The 15,081-nt window shown below is 73.2% G+C and carries 17 protein-coding genes; 10 read left to right on the top strand and 7 right to left on the bottom strand.

Going from position 1 to position 15,081, the window contains the following annotated elements; genetic code table 11:
* Positions 1–61: 61 nt before the first annotated feature.
* Positions 62–1,393, top strand: coding sequence for an aminotransferase class I/II-fold pyridoxal phosphate-dependent enzyme (locus tag AB0E88_RS09700; RefSeq protein ID WP_361626636.1), 1,332 nt, complete (start codon positions 62–64; stop codon positions 1,391–1,393).
* A 231-nt stretch (positions 1,394–1,624) separates the two neighbouring features.
* On the opposite strand, the gene AB0E88_RS09695 is transcribed toward AB0E88_RS09700, so the two are convergent.
* Positions 1,625–2,563, bottom strand: coding sequence for a DMT family transporter (locus AB0E88_RS09695; RefSeq protein ID WP_361626633.1), 939 nt, complete (start codon positions 2,561–2,563; stop codon positions 1,625–1,627).
* Positions 2,564–2,667: 104 nt separating this feature from the next.
* On the opposite strand from AB0E88_RS09695, the gene AB0E88_RS09690 reads away from it, so the two are divergent.
* On the top strand, positions 2,668–3,594 hold the full coding sequence (locus AB0E88_RS09690; protein ID WP_361626630.1) for a LysR family transcriptional regulator: 927 nt from the start codon (positions 2,668–2,670) through the stop codon (positions 3,592–3,594).
* Here AB0E88_RS09690 and AB0E88_RS09685 read toward each other — a convergent pair.
* Together AB0E88_RS09685 and AB0E88_RS09680 are read right to left on the bottom strand one after the other, a co-directional pair.
* Positions 3,584–4,048, bottom strand: coding sequence for a pyridoxamine 5'-phosphate oxidase family protein (locus AB0E88_RS09685; RefSeq protein WP_361626627.1), 465 nt, complete (start codon positions 4,046–4,048; stop codon positions 3,584–3,586). The two genes, AB0E88_RS09690 and AB0E88_RS09685, sit on opposite strands and share 11 nt — an antisense overlap.
* A gap of 91 nt (positions 4,049–4,139) precedes the next feature.
* The gene (locus AB0E88_RS09680) at positions 4,140–4,568 is read right to left on the bottom strand and encodes a Rieske (2Fe-2S) protein (RefSeq protein ID WP_361626624.1); all 429 of its coding nucleotides are present in this window, start codon (positions 4,566–4,568) and stop codon (positions 4,140–4,142) included.
* A gap of 98 nt (positions 4,569–4,666) precedes the next feature.
* On the opposite strand from AB0E88_RS09680, the gene AB0E88_RS09675 reads away from it, so the two are divergent.
* The gene (locus AB0E88_RS09675) at positions 4,667–5,431 is read left to right on the top strand and encodes a HipA family kinase (RefSeq protein WP_361626621.1); all 765 of its coding nucleotides are present in this window, start codon (positions 4,667–4,669) and stop codon (positions 5,429–5,431) included.
* 34 nt (positions 5,432–5,465) lie between these two features.
* The gene (locus tag AB0E88_RS09670; protein WP_361626618.1) at positions 5,466–5,915 is read left to right on the top strand and encodes a DUF3037 domain-containing protein; all 450 of its coding nucleotides are present in this window, start codon (positions 5,466–5,468) and stop codon (positions 5,913–5,915) included.
* A gap of 319 nt (positions 5,916–6,234) precedes the next feature.
* Here the strand turns inward: AB0E88_RS09670 and AB0E88_RS09665 are convergent, their stop codons facing one another.
* Entirely contained in the window at positions 6,235–6,657 is a 423-nt protein-coding gene (locus tag AB0E88_RS09665) for an excalibur calcium-binding protein (protein ID WP_361626615.1), read from the bottom strand.
* 284 nt (positions 6,658–6,941) lie between these two features.
* On the opposite strand from AB0E88_RS09665, the gene fabG reads away from it, so the two are divergent.
* From fabG to AB0E88_RS09640, 5 genes are all read left to right on the top strand, one after another.
* Positions 6,942–7,703 carry a 3-oxoacyl-ACP reductase FabG gene (gene fabG / locus AB0E88_RS09660; protein ID WP_361626612.1) on the top strand — a complete coding sequence of 254 codons (762 nt, stop codon included), beginning with the start codon at positions 6,942–6,944 and terminating at the stop codon, positions 7,701–7,703.
* A 12-nt stretch (positions 7,704–7,715) separates the two neighbouring features.
* Positions 7,716–8,483, top strand: a complete 768-nt coding sequence (locus tag AB0E88_RS09655) for an SDR family oxidoreductase (RefSeq protein WP_361626609.1) — start codon at positions 7,716–7,718, stop codon at positions 8,481–8,483.
* Between the two features lie 215 nt (positions 8,484–8,698).
* Entirely contained in the window at positions 8,699–10,282 is a 1,584-nt protein-coding gene (locus AB0E88_RS09650) for an ABC transporter substrate-binding protein (protein WP_361626606.1), read from the top strand.
* Between the two features lie 82 nt (positions 10,283–10,364).
* A complete protein-coding gene (ung, locus tag AB0E88_RS09645; RefSeq protein ID WP_361626603.1) occupies positions 10,365–11,048 on the top strand; it encodes a uracil-DNA glycosylase in 684 nt (227 codons plus the stop codon).
* A 308-nt stretch (positions 11,049–11,356) separates the two neighbouring features.
* Positions 11,357–11,830: a hypothetical protein gene (locus AB0E88_RS09640; protein WP_361626600.1), complete on the top strand. Its 474-nt coding sequence runs from the start codon at positions 11,357–11,359 to the stop codon at positions 11,828–11,830.
* Positions 11,831–12,058: 228 nt separating this feature from the next.
* Here AB0E88_RS09640 and AB0E88_RS09635 read toward each other — a convergent pair whose 3' ends face one another.
* The 3 genes from AB0E88_RS09635 to AB0E88_RS09625 all read right to left on the bottom strand — a co-directional run bounded on the left by AB0E88_RS09635 (position 12,059) and on the right by AB0E88_RS09625 (position 13,802).
* On the bottom strand, positions 12,059–12,544 hold the full coding sequence (locus AB0E88_RS09635; RefSeq protein WP_361626597.1) for a hypothetical protein: 486 nt from the start codon (positions 12,542–12,544) through the stop codon (positions 12,059–12,061).
* 112 nt (positions 12,545–12,656) lie between these two features.
* Positions 12,657–13,172: a DinB family protein gene (locus tag AB0E88_RS09630; protein ID WP_361626594.1), complete on the bottom strand. Its 516-nt coding sequence runs from the start codon at positions 13,170–13,172 to the stop codon at positions 12,657–12,659.
* Between the two features lie 45 nt (positions 13,173–13,217).
* The gene (locus tag AB0E88_RS09625) at positions 13,218–13,802 is read right to left on the bottom strand and encodes a TetR family transcriptional regulator C-terminal domain-containing protein (protein ID WP_361626592.1); all 585 of its coding nucleotides are present in this window, start codon (positions 13,800–13,802) and stop codon (positions 13,218–13,220) included.
* 90 nt (positions 13,803–13,892) lie between these two features.
* Between AB0E88_RS09625 and AB0E88_RS09620 the strand changes: the two genes are divergently transcribed.
* Entirely contained in the window at positions 13,893–15,077 is a 1,185-nt protein-coding gene (locus tag AB0E88_RS09620; RefSeq protein WP_361626589.1) for an FAD-dependent monooxygenase, read from the top strand.
* Positions 15,078–15,081: the final 4 nt, after the last annotated feature.

Below are 15,081 nucleotides of genomic sequence, written 5' to 3'. Positions count from 1 at the left end.
TCTCCCTGAGGTGGCGTCGTCGCACTGGCGATCTTTATTGCACTAGTGCATAATCTGTTTTGTGCTAGGAGAATATCCGATCAAAGGGCGGCGCGCAGCAGAGATTGCCGCCGATGTCGAGCGCGCGGTGGCCGCAGGGGCCCTCACGCCGGGCGAACTCCTGCCGCCCATGAGGGAGTTGGCGGTGCGGCTCGGCGTCAACCCGAACACGGTCGCAGCCGCGTACCGCACCCTGCGTGAGCGCGGGGTCATCGAGACCGCCGGTCGCCGCGGCAGCCGGGTACGGCCGCGGCCGGCCACGACGGAGCGCGAGTACATCGGCGTGGACATCCCCGAGGGGGTGCGCGACCTGGCCGACGGCAACCCTGACCCGGCGCTGCTGCCGCCCCTCGGTCCCGCCTTCGCCGCGGCAGCGGCCCAGGGCGACCGGGACCCGGTGCTCTACGGCGCCGCGCCCGTCGAGCCGGAACTGGAGTCGGCGGCGTGCGAAGCGCTGCGTGCCGACGGCGTGCCGCAGGGGCCGCTGGCCGTCTGTTCCGGCTCGCTGGACGCGGTCGAGCGCGTGCTCGCGGCGCATCTGAAGCCCGGGGACACGGTCGCCGTGGAGGACCCCGGCTGGGGCAGCCTCCTCGACCTCGTACCGGCGCTGGGGCTGCGCACGGCGCCGGTCGGCGTCGACGACGAGGGGCCGCTGCCCCAGGACGTACGCGGCGCGCTGGCGGCTGGCGCGCGCGCGGTGATCGTCACCGACCGCGCGCAGAACCCCACGGGTGCCGCGGTGAGCGCCGCACGCGCGCGTGCCCTGCGGGCGGTCCTGCGCGAGTACCCCGGGACACTGCTCGTCGAGGACGACCACGGACACGCGATCGTCGACCTGCCGCTGCATCCCCTGGCCGGGGTCACCCGGCACTGGGCCTTCGTCCGCTCGGCCGCGAAGGCCTACGGCCCCGACCTGCGGCTCGCCGTGCTCACCGGCGACGACGTCACCCTCGATCGCGTGCGTGGGCGGCAGCGGCTCGGGCCCGGCTGGGTCAGCCGGATCACGCAACGCGCGGTGGCCCGGCTGTGGGCCGAGGGCACGGTGGACGTGCCGGCCGTGGCGGGCGCGTACGGCCGCCGCCGGGACGCGCTCATCGGCGCGCTCGCCGAGCGGGGCGTGCGCGCGCACGGGCGCAGCGGGCTGAACGTGTGGATCCCGGTCCCCGACGAGACCGGTGCCGTCGCCCGGCTCCTTCAGGCCGGCTGGGCGGTCGCACCCGGCGCACGCTTCCGGATGGGCGCGGCGCCGGGCATCCGCGTGACGGTCTCGACCCTCCCGGAGGCGGAGGCCACCGCACTGGCGACGGCGATCGCCGCGGCGCTGGGGGCGGGCGGAGCGAGGCGGCCGGTTTGAGACGCGGGCGATTTGAGGCGCGGGCGGGAGGGGGGTGGTCGGTGCCGGTGCCGTGCCCGTGCCGATGCCGGTGCGGGTACGCGTGCGGGCAGAGGGGAGTGGGGCGGCCCGTGCGGGCGCGGGCGACGCCGGGGCCAGCCGGCAGTGCCGGGCGGCGCTAGGGAGGTCGGTGCGGGTGCGGTCGGTGCCGCGCTGGGTCCGTCCCGTCCGGCGAAGTGGCCGGTGTTCCGCTCAGCGTTTCGAGCGCGCCTGCGTCAGGGCCGCTCCCGCCAGGACGATCGCCGCGCCCACCGGGGTCGACCAGCGCAGTGACTCGTCCAGCAGGGCGACACCTGCCGCCGTGGCGATGACCGGGATGAAGTACGTGACCATCTGGGCCGTCGTCGGGCCGACCTCGGCGACCAGGCCGTACTGGATCAGGACCGCCAGGCCCGTGCCCAGGGCTCCCAGGGCCGCGACGGCGAGCAGGGGAAGCGCGGTGACGTGGGTGGGCACGCCGGTGAACAGCGGGGTGACGACGGCCAGTTGCAGCGTGGCCAGCAGCAGTTGGGCACCGGTCAGCGAGAGGTGTGAGTGACCGCTGCCGGCCAGTGTGCGGCGGACGTGGATCCAGCCGACCGGGTAGCTGAAGGAGGCCAGCAGGGCCAGCGCCGTGCCCCTGGCGTCCAGACCGCTGAAACCCTGCCAGGCGCCGAGGACGGTCAGGACGCCGAGGAAGCCGATGCCGAGACCCGCCACGCGCAGGCGCGTCGGGCGGTCCTCGGACAGCGCGACCAGCGACAGCGCCATGCCCCACAGCGGCGACGTGGCGTTGCAGATGCCGGCCAGGGTGGACGGGATGGTCAGCTCGGCGTAGGCGAAGAGCGAGAAGGGCAGCGCGTTCAGCAGGAACGCGGCGATCGTCAGATGCGCCCAGGTGCGCGGCCCGCGCGGGAGGCGCTCCCGCCGCACCGCCATCGCCGCGGCGAGCACCGCCGTACCGAACACCAGCCGGCCCAGGGTGACCTGGAAGGGGGCGTAGCCCCGTGTGCCGACCTTGATGAGCAGGAAGCTGAAGCCCCAGATCAGCGACAGCGCGGCGAAGCGCAGCCGCCAGCCGAAGCGGGGGGAGCGGGGCTCGGGGGCGCCGCCGGTACGCGAGCGGGGGCGGGTGACGGGGACGGTGCTCATGCGGGCAACCATGCGGGACGGCGATCTCGTAGCACAATCGAGAATTCGCACCCGGTATCTCGTAGCATCGCTAATGCGTTGTCCCTCCCCGAAGGAGCCCCGCCGTGCTGAACCTCGAGCGCCTGCGCACCCTCGACGCCGTCGCCCGGCACGGCTCGGTCAGCGGCGCCGCCGAGGGCCTGCACATCACCACCTCCGCCGTGTCCCAGCAGCTGGCCAAGCTGGAGCGCGAGTGCGGTCAGCAACTGCTCGCCAAGCACGGGCGCGGCGTGCGGCTCACCGACGCCGGGCGGCTGCTCGCGGAGCATGCCGCGCGCATCCTCTCCCAGGTGCAGCTCGCCCAGTCCGACCTGGAGGCGCAGCGCGGTCAGGTGGCCGGCGAACTGCGGCTGTCGGCGTTCCCGACCGCCGCGCGCGGTCTCTTCCCCGCCGCCCTCGCCGCGCTCCGCGCGCGGCATCCGGCCCTGCGGATCCGCTCCTGCGAGCTGGAACCCGAGGCAGGCATCCGGGCGGTGGTGCGCGGCGACCTCGACCTCGCCGTCGTCCTCGACTGGTACAACAAGCCCATGCCGCTCCCCGACGGGCTGGTCAAGGCGTCCATCCTCGACGACCCCGCCGACGTGGCCATGCCCGCCGGGCATCCACTTGCCGACCGCGCCGAGGTGGACCTCGGGGAGTTCGCCGAGGACGAGTGGATCACCTGGGGCGAGGGCGAGTTCTGCCACGAGTGGCTGATGTACACGCTGCGCTCGCGCGGCGTCGAGCCGATCGTCGGCCACCGCGCCGGTGAGACCCACACCCAGTTGGGCCTGGTCGCCGCCGGCCTCGGCGTCTGCATCGCGCCGCTGCTCGGACGCCACCCGGTGCCCGAGGGCGTCGTGACGGTTCCGCTCAAGCAGCGGGTCCGCCGCCATGTGTACGTCGTCTGGCGCGCGGACGCCGACCGCCGCCCCTCGATCCGCGCGGCGGTCGCGGCTCTACGGGCGGCGGCCGAGCAAGTGGGGGGCGGGCCCACGGCCACTACGGGGTGAGCTTGCGGAAGTCCCAGGAGACGACCTTCTGCGGGACGAGTCTCAGCCAGGCGTGGCGGCCGTCGTGCGGCAGCGTGTCCAGGTCGAAGTACTTGCGCGCGAACCGCGTCTCCACCGCGTCGAGTTCGGCGCACAGCTCCCCGGTGCGCGGCACCTCGCCCACCGTCTCCAGGGCGCCGGACAGCTCGACGCCCCGCAGCTCGCCGTACTCCTCACCGGTGTCGACCGCGACCGCCACCCGCGGATCGCGGCGCAGGTCGGCCCACCGCCTGCTGCGCACCACGGAGTACAGCCACAGCGCCGTGCCGTCCCACAGGAACCACAGGGCGCTCACGTGCGGGGCGCCGTCGGCCGACACCGTGGCCACCCGGCAGGTGCGCTGCTCGGCGAGGAACGCGTCCAGTTCGCCGGGCGTCATCATGATCTTCCGGCCCCGGCGCTGTGTGGCGGTCATCCGGCCCCCTCCGCTCGCCCGACACGACGCCGGGAATCATGGGTCGTTCCCCAGGACCGCGCAAGGGCGGCTCCCCGCGGCCGGCCGGGCGTCACGCGAGGGTGATGTCGTTCCCGGACACGGTGATCCGCACCTCCGGCAGCGGACGCGTCGCCGGGGACTTCTTCACGCTGCCGTCGGCGATGGAGAACTCGCTGTGATGGCAGGGACAGCTGATGACGCCGTCCCGCACCCCGCTCACCGCGCAGCCCTGGTGGGTGCACTTCGACGAGAACGCCTTGAACGAGCCGGCCGACGGCTGGGTGACCACCACCTGATGCTCGGGGAGGATCTTGCCGCCGCCCTCGGGAATGTCCGAGGTCTTCGCCAGTACCGTTCCCGACTTCGCGGCCTTGGTGCCGCCGCCCGAGTCGCCCGAGCCGCACGCGCTCAGCGCGACCGCGGCCCCGGCCGCGCCCACCACCGCGACGACCGTACGGCGGGTGGGGCCCGAGGTGCCCTGGAGCGATTCGCTGGTCATGCCGACATCCCTTCGCTGACTGTCCGGAGATCTGCTGCCCCCCAGTACGGCGCCGGGGGACCGGAGGTTCACCGCACGGCCCCAAGTAACCTGGGGCGATGCTCAAGGAAGTCACCGCGACCCGCTACATCACCCCCCTGCGGGAGGGCGGCTCGCTGCCGGGACTCGTCGAGGCCGACGACTTCGGGACCTACGTCATGAAGTTCACCGGGGCCGGGCAGGGGCGCAAGACGCTCGTCGCCGAGGTCGTGTGCGGCGAACTCGCCCGCCGGCTGGGCTTCCGCGTGCCGCGCCTGGTCGCCCTCGACCTCGATCCGGTGCTGGGCCTCGGCGAGCCGGACGCCGAGGTGCAGGGGCTGCTGCGCGCCAGCGGCGGCACCAACCTCGGCATGGACTTCCTCTCCGGCGCGCTCGGCTTCGACCCGCTCGCCTTCGCGGTCACGCCCGAGGAGGCGGGGCGGATCATCTGGTTCGACGCCCTGATCAACAACGTCGACCGGTCCTGGCGCAACCCGAACCTGCTCGTGCGGCGGGGCGAGCTGTGGCTCATCGACCATGGCGCCACCATGATCTGGCACCACAACTGGCCCGGGGCGGAGACCTCCGCCGCGCGTCCGTACGACGCCGGTGACCACGCCCTGCGCGGTTTCGCCCCCGACCTCGCGGGCGCCGCCGCCGAGCTGGCGCCGCTCGTCACCGAGGACCTGCTCGCCGAGGTCACCGCCGAGGTGCCCGACGCCTGGCTGACCGGTGAGCCCGGTTTCGACCACCCCGACGACCTGCGCCGCGCCTACGCCCGCCCGCTGCTGGCCCGGGCCACCGCCATCCACGAACGCGTCACGGGGATCGAGGGAGACGAGTGAGCGAGCGGCACGCGACGGAAAGCGAGGCGGACAAGTGAGCGAGCAGCACATCCACATGGCCGGCGGACTCGCCGAGCGCCACATCATCCGGGCCGGCCAGGGCGGCGGCCGTGACGTCTACGAGTACGCCCTGCTGAGGGTCGTGCCGCGGATCGAGCGCGGCGAGTGCATCAACGCCGGTGTGCTCGTCTACTGCCGTGCCCGGGCCTACGTCGGTGCCCGGACGCACCTCGACGAGGCGCGGCTGCTCGCCCTGGACCCCGACGCGGACGTGGCCGGTGTGCGGGCGGCGCTGCGGGCCGTGGAGGCGGTCTGCGGCGGCGGGGCCGGCGCGGGCCAGGCCGCCGGTGACGACGCCGGCCGCCGCTTCCGCTGGCTGGTCGCCCCCCGCTCGACGGTGGTCCAGCCGGGCCCGGTCCACACCGGCCTCACCACGGACCCGGCGGCGGAGACGGAACGGCTGCTGGGTCTGCTGGTGCGCTGACCCGGCGGGGCGCCACGCCGGCCACGTCTCCAGGCCGCCGGGTCGCCGGGTCGAGCGGCCTGGAGCCGCACGGGCACCGGACGACCGCGCTCGGCGGACCTGCCCGGGGCCGCACGGCACGGGACCGTGGCCCCTCGTTCGGTGACCTGAGCGCGGCCCGGTCCGGACGGGCGCGATCGGCGGCGCGTCCGCCCCGCCGGGTCCGCTCCTGTCCTCATCCGCGATCCGCCCGCCCCCCATCTGCGTCCGCCCGTCCCCTCGCCCGCGTCCGCCCGTCTCCTCACCCGCGTCCGCCCGTGCCGCCACCCGCGCCGCCGCCTCAGCCGCGGCGGCGCCTCACCACGTAGCCGGTGGCCAGCACGGCGCCGGCGACGAAGGTCAGGCCGATCGCGATGTCCCAGTCCGTGGGCCCGGCGACGGAGCCGCCGCCCAGCCCGCCCTGCACACCCCGGGTCGGCGCGACGGGCGCGGGCGTGACCGGCAGAGGGGTGACCGGCCTCGAGGTCGAGGAGGTGAGGCCCTGCGACCGCCGCGGCAGCGCCTCGCAGGCGATGCCGTCGTCCGGGCCCTGGTCCTCGTCGAGCCGGTTCGGATCGCTGCGGTCGGCGTCGAGGACGGCCTGGGCGTCCTCCTGGAAACGGAAGTCGCGGCAGTCCAGGTCCTGCGCATGAGCGGGGTCGGCCAGCGGCATGAGCGCGGCTATCGCGATCAGGGTGCCGACGGCTCCGGTGCTGCGGCGCATGAAGCGCCTCCTTTCCGGGCACGGTTGGCTCGCGCTTCGACGCTAGGGGCGCGGCGCGCGGGCGGCGCGCGGCCGTCGGCCGAACGGGTGTTCCGGCGCGTCGGCACGGCCCGCGATCAGGTAATGGATCACACCGCGCCGGTGTGCCGTTGACACCGGGTGCCAACGCTTCTAGCGTCAGCCATGCCGAAGGTACTAAGCGGTCGCTCACCTGACGGGCGTACCGTAGGAGCAACACTGAGCCGCAGGCGTTCAGGTTTTCTCGAGGGCGAGGAGAAACAGCAATGTCCACCACTGAGCAGCGGGTCGCCGTAGTCACCGGTGCCGCGCGCGGCATCGGCGCCGCCACCGCCGTACGACTGGCCGCCGAAGGCCGTGCGGTCGCGGTGATCGACCTCGACGAGGCCGCCTGCAAGGACACCGTCGAGAAGATCACCGCGGCGGGCGGCAGGGCCATCGCCGTCGGCGCGGACGTCTCCGACGAGGCCCAGGTCGAGGCGGCGATCGCACGCGTCGTCGAGGAGCTCGGCGCGCCGACGATCCTGGTCAACAACGCGGGCGTGCTGCGCGACAACCTGCTGTTCAAGATGAGCGTCGCCGACTGGGACACCGTCATGAACGTGCACCTGCGCGGCTCCTTCCTGATGTCCCGCGCGGTGCAGAAGCACATGGTCGACGCGGGCTTCGGCCGGATCGTGAACCTGTCGTCGTCCTCCGCCCTCGGCAACCGCGGCCAGGCCAACTACGCCGCCGCCAAGGCCGGCCTGCAGGGCTTCACCAAGACCCTCGCCAAGGAGCTCGGCAAGTTCGGCATCACCGCCAACGCGGTCGCCCCCGGCTTCATCGCCACGGAGATGACCAAGGCCACCGCCGACCGCGTCGGCATGGGCTTCGAGGACTTCAAGGCGGCGGCCGCCACCCAGATCCCCGTGCAGCGCGTCGGCGAGCCGGAGGACATCGCCAACGCCGTCGCCTTCTTCACGGGCGAGGCGGCCGGCTTCGTCTCCGGCCAGGTCCTGTACGTCGCCGGCGGACCGCTCAACTAAGGGGCAGCGCACATGACTTCCGTGGAACTCCCCGAGCTGTCGGGCAAGGTCGCCCTCGTCACCGGCGCCAGCCGCGGCATCGGCTACGGCATCGCCGAGGCGCTCGTCGCGCGCGGTGACCGGGTCTGCATCACCGGCCGGGGCGAGGAGGCGCTGAAGGAGGCCGTCGAGAAGCTCGGCGCCGACCGCGTCATCGGCGTCGCCGGCAAGGCGCACGACGAGGCCCACCAGGCCGAGGCCGTCGAGCGCACGATGGAGGCCTTCGGCCGCGTCGACCACCTGATCAACAACGCCGGCACCAACCCGGTCTTCGGCCCGATCGCCGACCTCGACCTGAACGTCGCGCGCAAGGTGTTCGAGACCAACGTGGTCTCGGCGCTCGGCTTCGCCCAGCGCACCTGGCACGCCTGGCAGAAGGACAACGGCGGCGCGATCGTCAACATCGCCTCCGTCGCGGGCCTCGCCCCCTCGCCGTTCATCGGCGCGTACGGCATCAGCAAGGCCGCGATGGTCAACCTGACCATCCAGCTCGCGCACGAGTTCGCGCCGAAGGTCCGGGTCAACGCGATCGCCCCGGCCGTGGTGAAGACCAAGTTCGCCCAGGCGCTGTACGAGGGCCGCGAGGAGGAGGCCGCCGCGGCATACCCGCTGAAGCGGCTCGGCGTGCCCTCCGACATCGGTGGCACGGCCGCGTTCCTCACCTCCGAGCAGTCCGACTGGATCACCGGTCAGACCCTCGTCGTCGACGGCGGCCTGTTCCTGAACGCCGGCGTCGCCTGACGCGCGCGTCCCCGGCGCCGTATGACGATTCGGGCGCCGTTACCGTCGCACTCTTGACGGAAACGGCGCCCGGGTACGCAAAAGGGCGTGTTCCGGGACCCAGGACAACGCTGTCATCAACAGTGTGTTCACATGACGAACGAAGCAGGTTCAACACCCGTCGCACTGCGGTATGGTCTGCCGACCCTTGGCATGGCAGATCGAGGAGCGTGCGCGTGTTCAACCGGAACCGATGCCTGCGGCAAGTGGCGGCGATCGCTTCCATAACGTCCCTGATGTCCGGCTGCGGCCTGCTGTCCGGGGACGATTCCAAGGACGCGGGACCCATCGTCGTCGGCACGACGAGCGCCCCCAGCACCCTCGACCCAGCGGCTTCCTGGGACGGCTCGTGGGAGCTGTTCAGGAACATCTACCAGACGCTGCTCGCCTATCCGAACGGCGCGACCACGCCCCAGCCGGACGCCGCCGAGGAGTGCTCGTTCACCGACAGCTCCAACCGTACCTACCGCTGCAAGCTGCGGTCCGGGATGAAGTTCGCCGACGGCGACACCCTCGACGCCAAGGCGGTCGCCTACTCGATCGAGCGCATCCGCCGCATCGACGTCCCCGGCGGCCCCGCGGGGCTCCTCGGCAGCCTGCAGAGCGTCGAGGCCACCGGCGCGGACGAGGTGGTCTTCCACCTCAACAAGTCCGACGCCACCTTCCCGTTCGTGCTGGCCACCCCGGCCATGTCGATCGTCGACCCGGACGACTACCCGGCCGACAAGCTGCGGGAGGACGGCAAGGTCTTCGGCTCCGGCCCCTACACCCTCGCCTCCTACGACGAGGGCAAGGAGGCCCGGCTCGAGCGCAACGACAACTACCAGGGGTACGCCCAGCGCAAGAACACGGCGGTGACGATCCGCTACTTCCAGGACTCCGACGTCATGGTCAAGGCGCTGCGCGACAAGCAGATCGACGTCACCTACCGGGGTCTCGCCGCCGACGACATCGTGGCCCTCCAGCGCAAGGAGAGCGCCCCGGACCTGCAGCTGGTCGAGAGCACCGGCGCGGACATCAACTACCTGGTGTTCAACCCCAAGGACAAGTGGGCCGGCAAGGGCGCCGTGCGCCGGGCGGTCGCCCAGGTCGTCGACCGCGGGGCCATCGCGCACAAGATCTACAAGGACACCGTCGACCCGCTGTACTCCATGGTCCCCAAGGGCCTCACCGGTCACACCACGGGCTTCTTCGACGACTTCGGCGAGCCGGACACCGCCAAGGCCCGCAAGATCCTTACCGAGGCGAACATCCCCACGCCCGTCCCGCTCACCCTCTGGTACACCACCGACCGCTACGGCTCCGAGACCGCCCTGGAGTTCAAGGAACTCAAGCGGCAGCTCGACGACTCCGGGCTGTTCACGATCACGCTGAAGAGCCGGCCCTGGAAGACCTACGTCGAGGGCTACCAGAAGGGCGAGTACCCGGTCTTCGGGCGCGGCTGGTTCCCCGACTTCCCGGACCCGGAGAACTTCATCGCCCCGTTCGTCGGCAACCAGAACGCCCTCGGCACGCCCTATCCGCAGCCCGAGATCACCGGCATCCTGCTGCCCCGCTCCCGCCGGGAGAGCGACCGCGCCAACGTGGTGAAGGACTTCGAGGAAGCCCAGAAGATCATGGTCGAGGACGCCCGGCTGCTGCCGCTGTGGCAGGGCAAGCAGTACGTGGCCGCCAGCGAGGACATCGCCGGCCCGGAGCGCGCGCTGGACCCGTCGACGATCATGATGATGTGGGAGCTGTCCCGCAAGACCAGCTGGTAGGGACCGCGCGGACGGCGTTGTCAGTGGGTGCCGGTAGGTTCTGAAGTCAGGAAGCGACCGCACGAATCTTGAGGACGTTGACGTGACCGACACCGCCATGCTGCCCGAGTCCTGGCGCGGGGTTCTGGGCGAGGAACTGCAGCAGCCCTACTTCAAGGAGCTGATGGAGTTCGTCGAGGAGGAGCGGGCGAACGGTCCCGTGTACCCGCCGCGCGAGCAGGTCTTCGCCGCGCTGGAGGCCACGCCGTACGAGAAGGTGAAGGTCCTGATCCTCGGTCAGGACCCCTACCACGGCGAGGGGCAGGGCCACGGCCTGTGCTTCTCGGTGCGGCCGGGCGTGAAGATCCCGCCGTCGCTGCGCAACATCTACAAGGAGATGCACGCCGAGCTGGGCACGCCGGTCCCGGACAACGGCTATCTGATGCCGTGGGCGCAGCAGGGCGTGCTGCTGCTCAACGCGGTGCTGACCGTGCGCGGCGGCGAGGCCAACTCCCACAAGGGGCGCGGCTGGGAGAAGTTCACCGACGCGGTGATCCGCGCGGTGGCCGACCGCCCGGATCCGGCGGTGTTCGTGCTGTGGGGCAACTACGCGCAGAAGAAGCTCCCCCTGATCGACGAGAGCCGGCACGCGGTGGTCAAGGGTGCGCACCCCTCCCCGCTGTCGGCGAAGAAGTTCTTCGGCTCCCGCCCGTTCACCCAGATCAACGAGGCGGTCGCCCGCCAGGGCCACGAACCGATCGACTGGACCGTGCCGAACCTGGTCTGAACCGCCACGCGGCCGACTCCACGGGGGGCCGCCCGGGCGGGGGTCGTACCCCTCCTGCCCGGGCATCCCGTGCCGCGTGAACGGAGACGTCTCGTGTCGCGGCCGGCCCGCGTCGCGCGAGGGGAAGCGGCCCCGTGCCACCGGGGCGGTCTCCGGAGCAGCCCGCGCGGGAACGGCCCCCTGCCGCCCGTGCGGGATCGTCCACCTGCCGCCCGTGCGGGATCGCCCCGGTGCCGCCTGTGCGGGATTGTCCGTGCCTGCGGTTAGCGTCGGGGCAAGGAGCGGGACGGCCGACGGAGGGCGACGCGGTGGCGGAGCGACAGGAGCAGACGGCGCCGGACGCCGTGCTGACGCGGATCGGGCAGGTGGTGATGCTGCTCCACGGCGGGGACCGCGAGGAGGCCCGGCACCGCTTCCTCGGCCTGTGGGCGGAGATCGGTCAGGACGGCGATCCGCTGCACCGCTGCACGCTCGCCCACTACCTGGCCGACACCCAGGACGATCCCGCCGACGAACTCGCCTGGGACCTCAGGGCGTTGACCGCCGCCGAGGAACTCACCGGCGACCGGCTGGACCGGCACGAGGGGGCGCCTGCGGCCCGGGCGCTGTACCCCTCGCTCCATCTGAACCTCGCGGCCGACTACGTCCGCCTCGGCCACCCCGACGCCGCCCGCACCCACCTCGCCCGCGCCCGCCACGCCTCCGACGCCCTCGCCGACGACGGCTACGGCGACGGGGTCCGGGCGGCGATCCGGCGGATGGAGCTGCGGCTGGGGGAGTGAGGCGGGCCCGCGTCCGCGCCGGACCCCGCCTCCCTGCCGGGAGCCTGGCCGGGGGAAGGGGGAGGTGGGCCTCAGTCAGGAACCGGTCTCGCGGCGCCGTGACGAACCGTCGGCTCAGCGAGAGCAGGCCCGCCCGTAACCGGCCCCGCCGCGTCGTCCGGGACTTCGGCTCAGCGAGAGCAGCCCCCGCCCGGAACCGGCTCCGCCGCGTCGTGCTGAACCGTCCGCTCAGCGGCCGTACGTCTGCTTGCAGATGCGTGCCTGCGGGCTGTCCGGGCGCCAGCCGCCGTACTGCTCGCCCAGGGCGCACACGCCGCCGTCACGGCGTGCGACGTCCGGGATGGCGGGGACCTTCCCGCGGCGGGCCTGCGGCCGGCGGTGTTCCGGCGGGGAGGTGTGGTGCCGGGACTGCTGGTGCCGGTGCTGCGGCCGCGTCGGCGCCGGGGGTGCGGTGTGGGCCGGGTGGTGGGGCCGGGGCGGCTTCACGGGCTGCGGGCGGCGGGACGGTCCGACCATCTCCAGCGCTTCACGGGCCGGCGCCTGCACGACCCGCTGCTCCGCGTCGCCGTCCGGCCGTGGGACGGACGGAGAGGCGGAGCGGACGGAGGGGACCGGCGGCCCCGACGCGGGTGGACGCTGGACCGTCACACAGCCGCAGAGGGCCCAGACAGCCACGGTGACCAGGAGCGTTGCGGTGGTCGTCGTTCGATGCACCCGCGTCACTCTGCTGGCTCGGCGCTGCGAGAGGGCAGCGGACAGGCGCAGGATGCCCCGCACGGGTGATCTCCCGCCCCGTAAGGAGGTCCCGCGCGCGTCCCGGCTGACGTCAGTGGCCCGTCGCGCCGTCGATCCGCTCCCGGAGCAGGTCCGCGTGGCCGTTGTGGCGGGCGTACTCCTCGATCATGTGGGTGTAGATCCAGCGCAGGCTCACGGGCCCGCCGTCGCCCAGCCGGGTGACGCCCTTGGACAGGTCGGACAGGCCGAAGCCGGCCGCGTGGCGCCGGGCGGCCTCGATCTCCGACTGCCAGGTGGTGTACGCCTCCTGCCAGGTGTCGGTCTCGCTGAGATGGAACTCGCCGTCGGGATCCTCGTCGCTGAACCAGATCGGCCCGGCGCCGTCGTCGGCGAGCACCGTGCGGAACCAGATCCGCTCCACCTCCGCCATGTGCCGCACCAGCCCCATGAGGGACAGCTCGGAGGGCTCCACCGCCGTGGTCCTCAGCTGGGCGTCCGTCAGGTCCTCGCACTTCACGGCGAGTGTCCGGCGGTGGTACTCCAGCCAGCCCTCCAGCATGGTGCGTTCGTCGGCGTCGGCTGCGGGGATGCGGCGCTGCGTCGTCATACCCGGCATCCTCGTACAGGCGGGCGGCGGCGGACCAGCGGATTTTCAGCGGCCGAGCATGCCCGCCAGCAGCTCCCGCACTCCCTGCCGCAGCGCTGGGAGGGGCGGGGGCTCGTAGGAGCCGGCCACACAGGAGAACATCAGGCCGTCGCCCCAGGCCGCCAGCGACAGCGCGTGGCGGTCCGGGTCCGGTGAGCCCAGCGCGCCGACCAGGGCGGTCAGCTGGTCGCGGAAGCGGGCGCCGGTGGTGTCGTAGGACGTACGCAGCTCGGGGCGTCGGGTGGCCTCCAGGGCCAGCTCGTAGCGGGCGAGCGTGAGGTCGCGGTGGCGGGTCACGGCGCGGTGCAGTGCCAGGGCCAGGGCGTTTGCCACCGCGTCGGTGCCGGCGCCCGGGCCGGGCATCTCGTCCAGTGCGAGCACCCGGGCCTCGCGCTCGGCGAGGCGTCGCACCGCCAGCTCCAGCAGTGCCTGCCGGGTCCGCGCCACGTTGGACGTCGAGCCCTGGGGCAGGCCGGCCGTGTCGTCCACCGCCCGGTGGGTCAGCCCGCGCATCCCGCGTTCGGCGAGCAGGGCCAGGGCGGTGTCGGCGACGAGGTCGGCGCGGGAGGCGCCCGAGATGCTTGCGGACATGGGGATCACGCTACCCGGCGCCCCCACGCGGTCACTACGTCTGTAGTAGAGTCGACGCATACTACAGATGTAGTTACGTCAGGAGGGTTCATGAGCCAGGCACAGCGCGCTGTCGTCATCGGCGGCGGTATCGGCGGGCTGACCGCGGCCGCCGCCCTGCACCGCAGAGGTCTGCGGGTCACCGTCCTGGAGCGGGCCCGCTCCCTCGAACCGGTCGGCGCCGCCATCTCGCTCGCCCCCAACTCCCTGCGTGCGCTGGACGTCATCGGCCTCGGCGACGAGATCCGCGACCTCGCCGCCTGGCAGGGCGACGGCGGGCTGCGCACTCCGGGCGGCCGCTGGCTGTCCCGCTCCGACGCGGACGCCGCCGCCGCGCGCTTCGGCGGCCCCCTGGTCCTGGTGCACCGCGCGACGCTCGTCGGCCTCCTCGCCGCGCAACTGCCGCCCGGCGCCGTGCGCACCGACGCGCAGGCGGCCGTCAGCGACCCCGGCGACGCGCGCCGCCCGGCCGTCGTGCGCACCGCCGACGGGGAACTGGAGGCCGACCTGGTGGTGGCCGCCGACGGGATCCACTCCGCCGTACGCCGCGCCCTCTTCCCCGACCACCCCGGAACCGTCTACTCCGGGTTCACCACCTGGCGGGTCGTCATCCCGCTGCCCGGCGTCGCCTTCGCCTCGCACGAGACGTGGGGCCGGGGCCGCATCTGGGGCACCCACCCGCTGGGGGACGGCCGCGTCTACGCCTACGCCGCCGCCACCGCCCCCGCCGGCTCGCGCTCCCCGGACGGTGAACGGGCCGAGCTCCTGCGCCGTTTCGGCGACTGGCACGACCCCATCCCCGCCGTCCTCGCCGCCACCCGCCCCGAGGACGTGCTGCGCCACGACGTGCACCACATAGACGAGCCGCTGCCCGCCCACCACCGCGGCCGCGTCGCCCTCCTCGGCGACGCCGCGCACGCCATGCCGCCCAGCCTCGGCCAGGGCGGCAACCAGGCCGTCGAGGACGCGATCGTGCTCGCCCACCACTGCGACGACCTCGCCGCCTACACCGCCGCCCGGCTGCCGCGTACGACGGCGATCGCGCGCCGGGCGGTGAAGGTCGCGCGCCTCAACCTCACCGCCAACCGGCCGGTGATCGCCGCACGCAACGCGCTCATCGCCTCCCTTTCGAAGGCGGGACCCGCGCTGTTCCTGCGGAGTTTCGACGGGATCGCCGACTGGCGCCCTCCGCAGGACCCGTATGCTGCCGTCACGTCAGCAGCGGACACGCAGTGAAGGA

Origin of the sequence: Streptomyces sp. NPDC028635 (assembly GCF_040637635.1) — a bacterium.
Taxonomy (GTDB): domain Bacteria; phylum Actinomycetota; class Actinomycetes; order Streptomycetales; family Streptomycetaceae; genus Streptomyces.
Note: the sequence above shows the minus strand (reverse complement) of the source record. Positions and strands in the feature narration are given on the sequence as shown.

Bases quoted from the DNA above. Each gene is read 5' to 3' on its own strand.
- AB0E88_RS09695 (WP_361626633.1), bottom strand. From the start codon at position 2,563: ATGAGCACCGTCCCCGTCACCCGCCCCCGCTCGCGTACCGGCGGCGCC.
- AB0E88_RS09685 (WP_361626627.1), bottom strand. From the start codon at position 4,048: ATGACCGCCACACAGCGCCGGGGCCGGAAGATCATGATGACGCCCGGC.
- AB0E88_RS09680 (WP_361626624.1), bottom strand. From the start codon at position 4,568: ATGACCAGCGAATCGCTCCAGGGCACCTCGGGCCCCACCCGCCGTACG.
- AB0E88_RS09675 (WP_361626621.1), top strand. From the start codon at position 4,667: ATGCTCAAGGAAGTCACCGCGACCCGCTACATCACCCCCCTGCGGGAG.
- AB0E88_RS09665 (WP_361626615.1), bottom strand. From the start codon at position 6,657: ATGCGCCGCAGCACCGGAGCCGTCGGCACCCTGATCGCGATAGCCGCG.
- fabG (WP_361626612.1), top strand. From the start codon at position 6,942: ATGTCCACCACTGAGCAGCGGGTCGCCGTAGTCACCGGTGCCGCGCGC.
- AB0E88_RS09655 (WP_361626609.1), top strand. From the start codon at position 7,716: ATGACTTCCGTGGAACTCCCCGAGCTGTCGGGCAAGGTCGCCCTCGTC.
- AB0E88_RS09630 (WP_361626594.1), bottom strand. From the start codon at position 13,172: ATGACGACGCAGCGCCGCATCCCCGCAGCCGACGCCGACGAACGCACC.
- AB0E88_RS09625 (WP_361626592.1), bottom strand. From the start codon at position 13,802: ATGTCCGCAAGCATCTCGGGCGCCTCCCGCGCCGACCTCGTCGCCGAC.
- AB0E88_RS09620 (WP_361626589.1), top strand. From the start codon at position 13,893: ATGAGCCAGGCACAGCGCGCTGTCGTCATCGGCGGCGGTATCGGCGGG.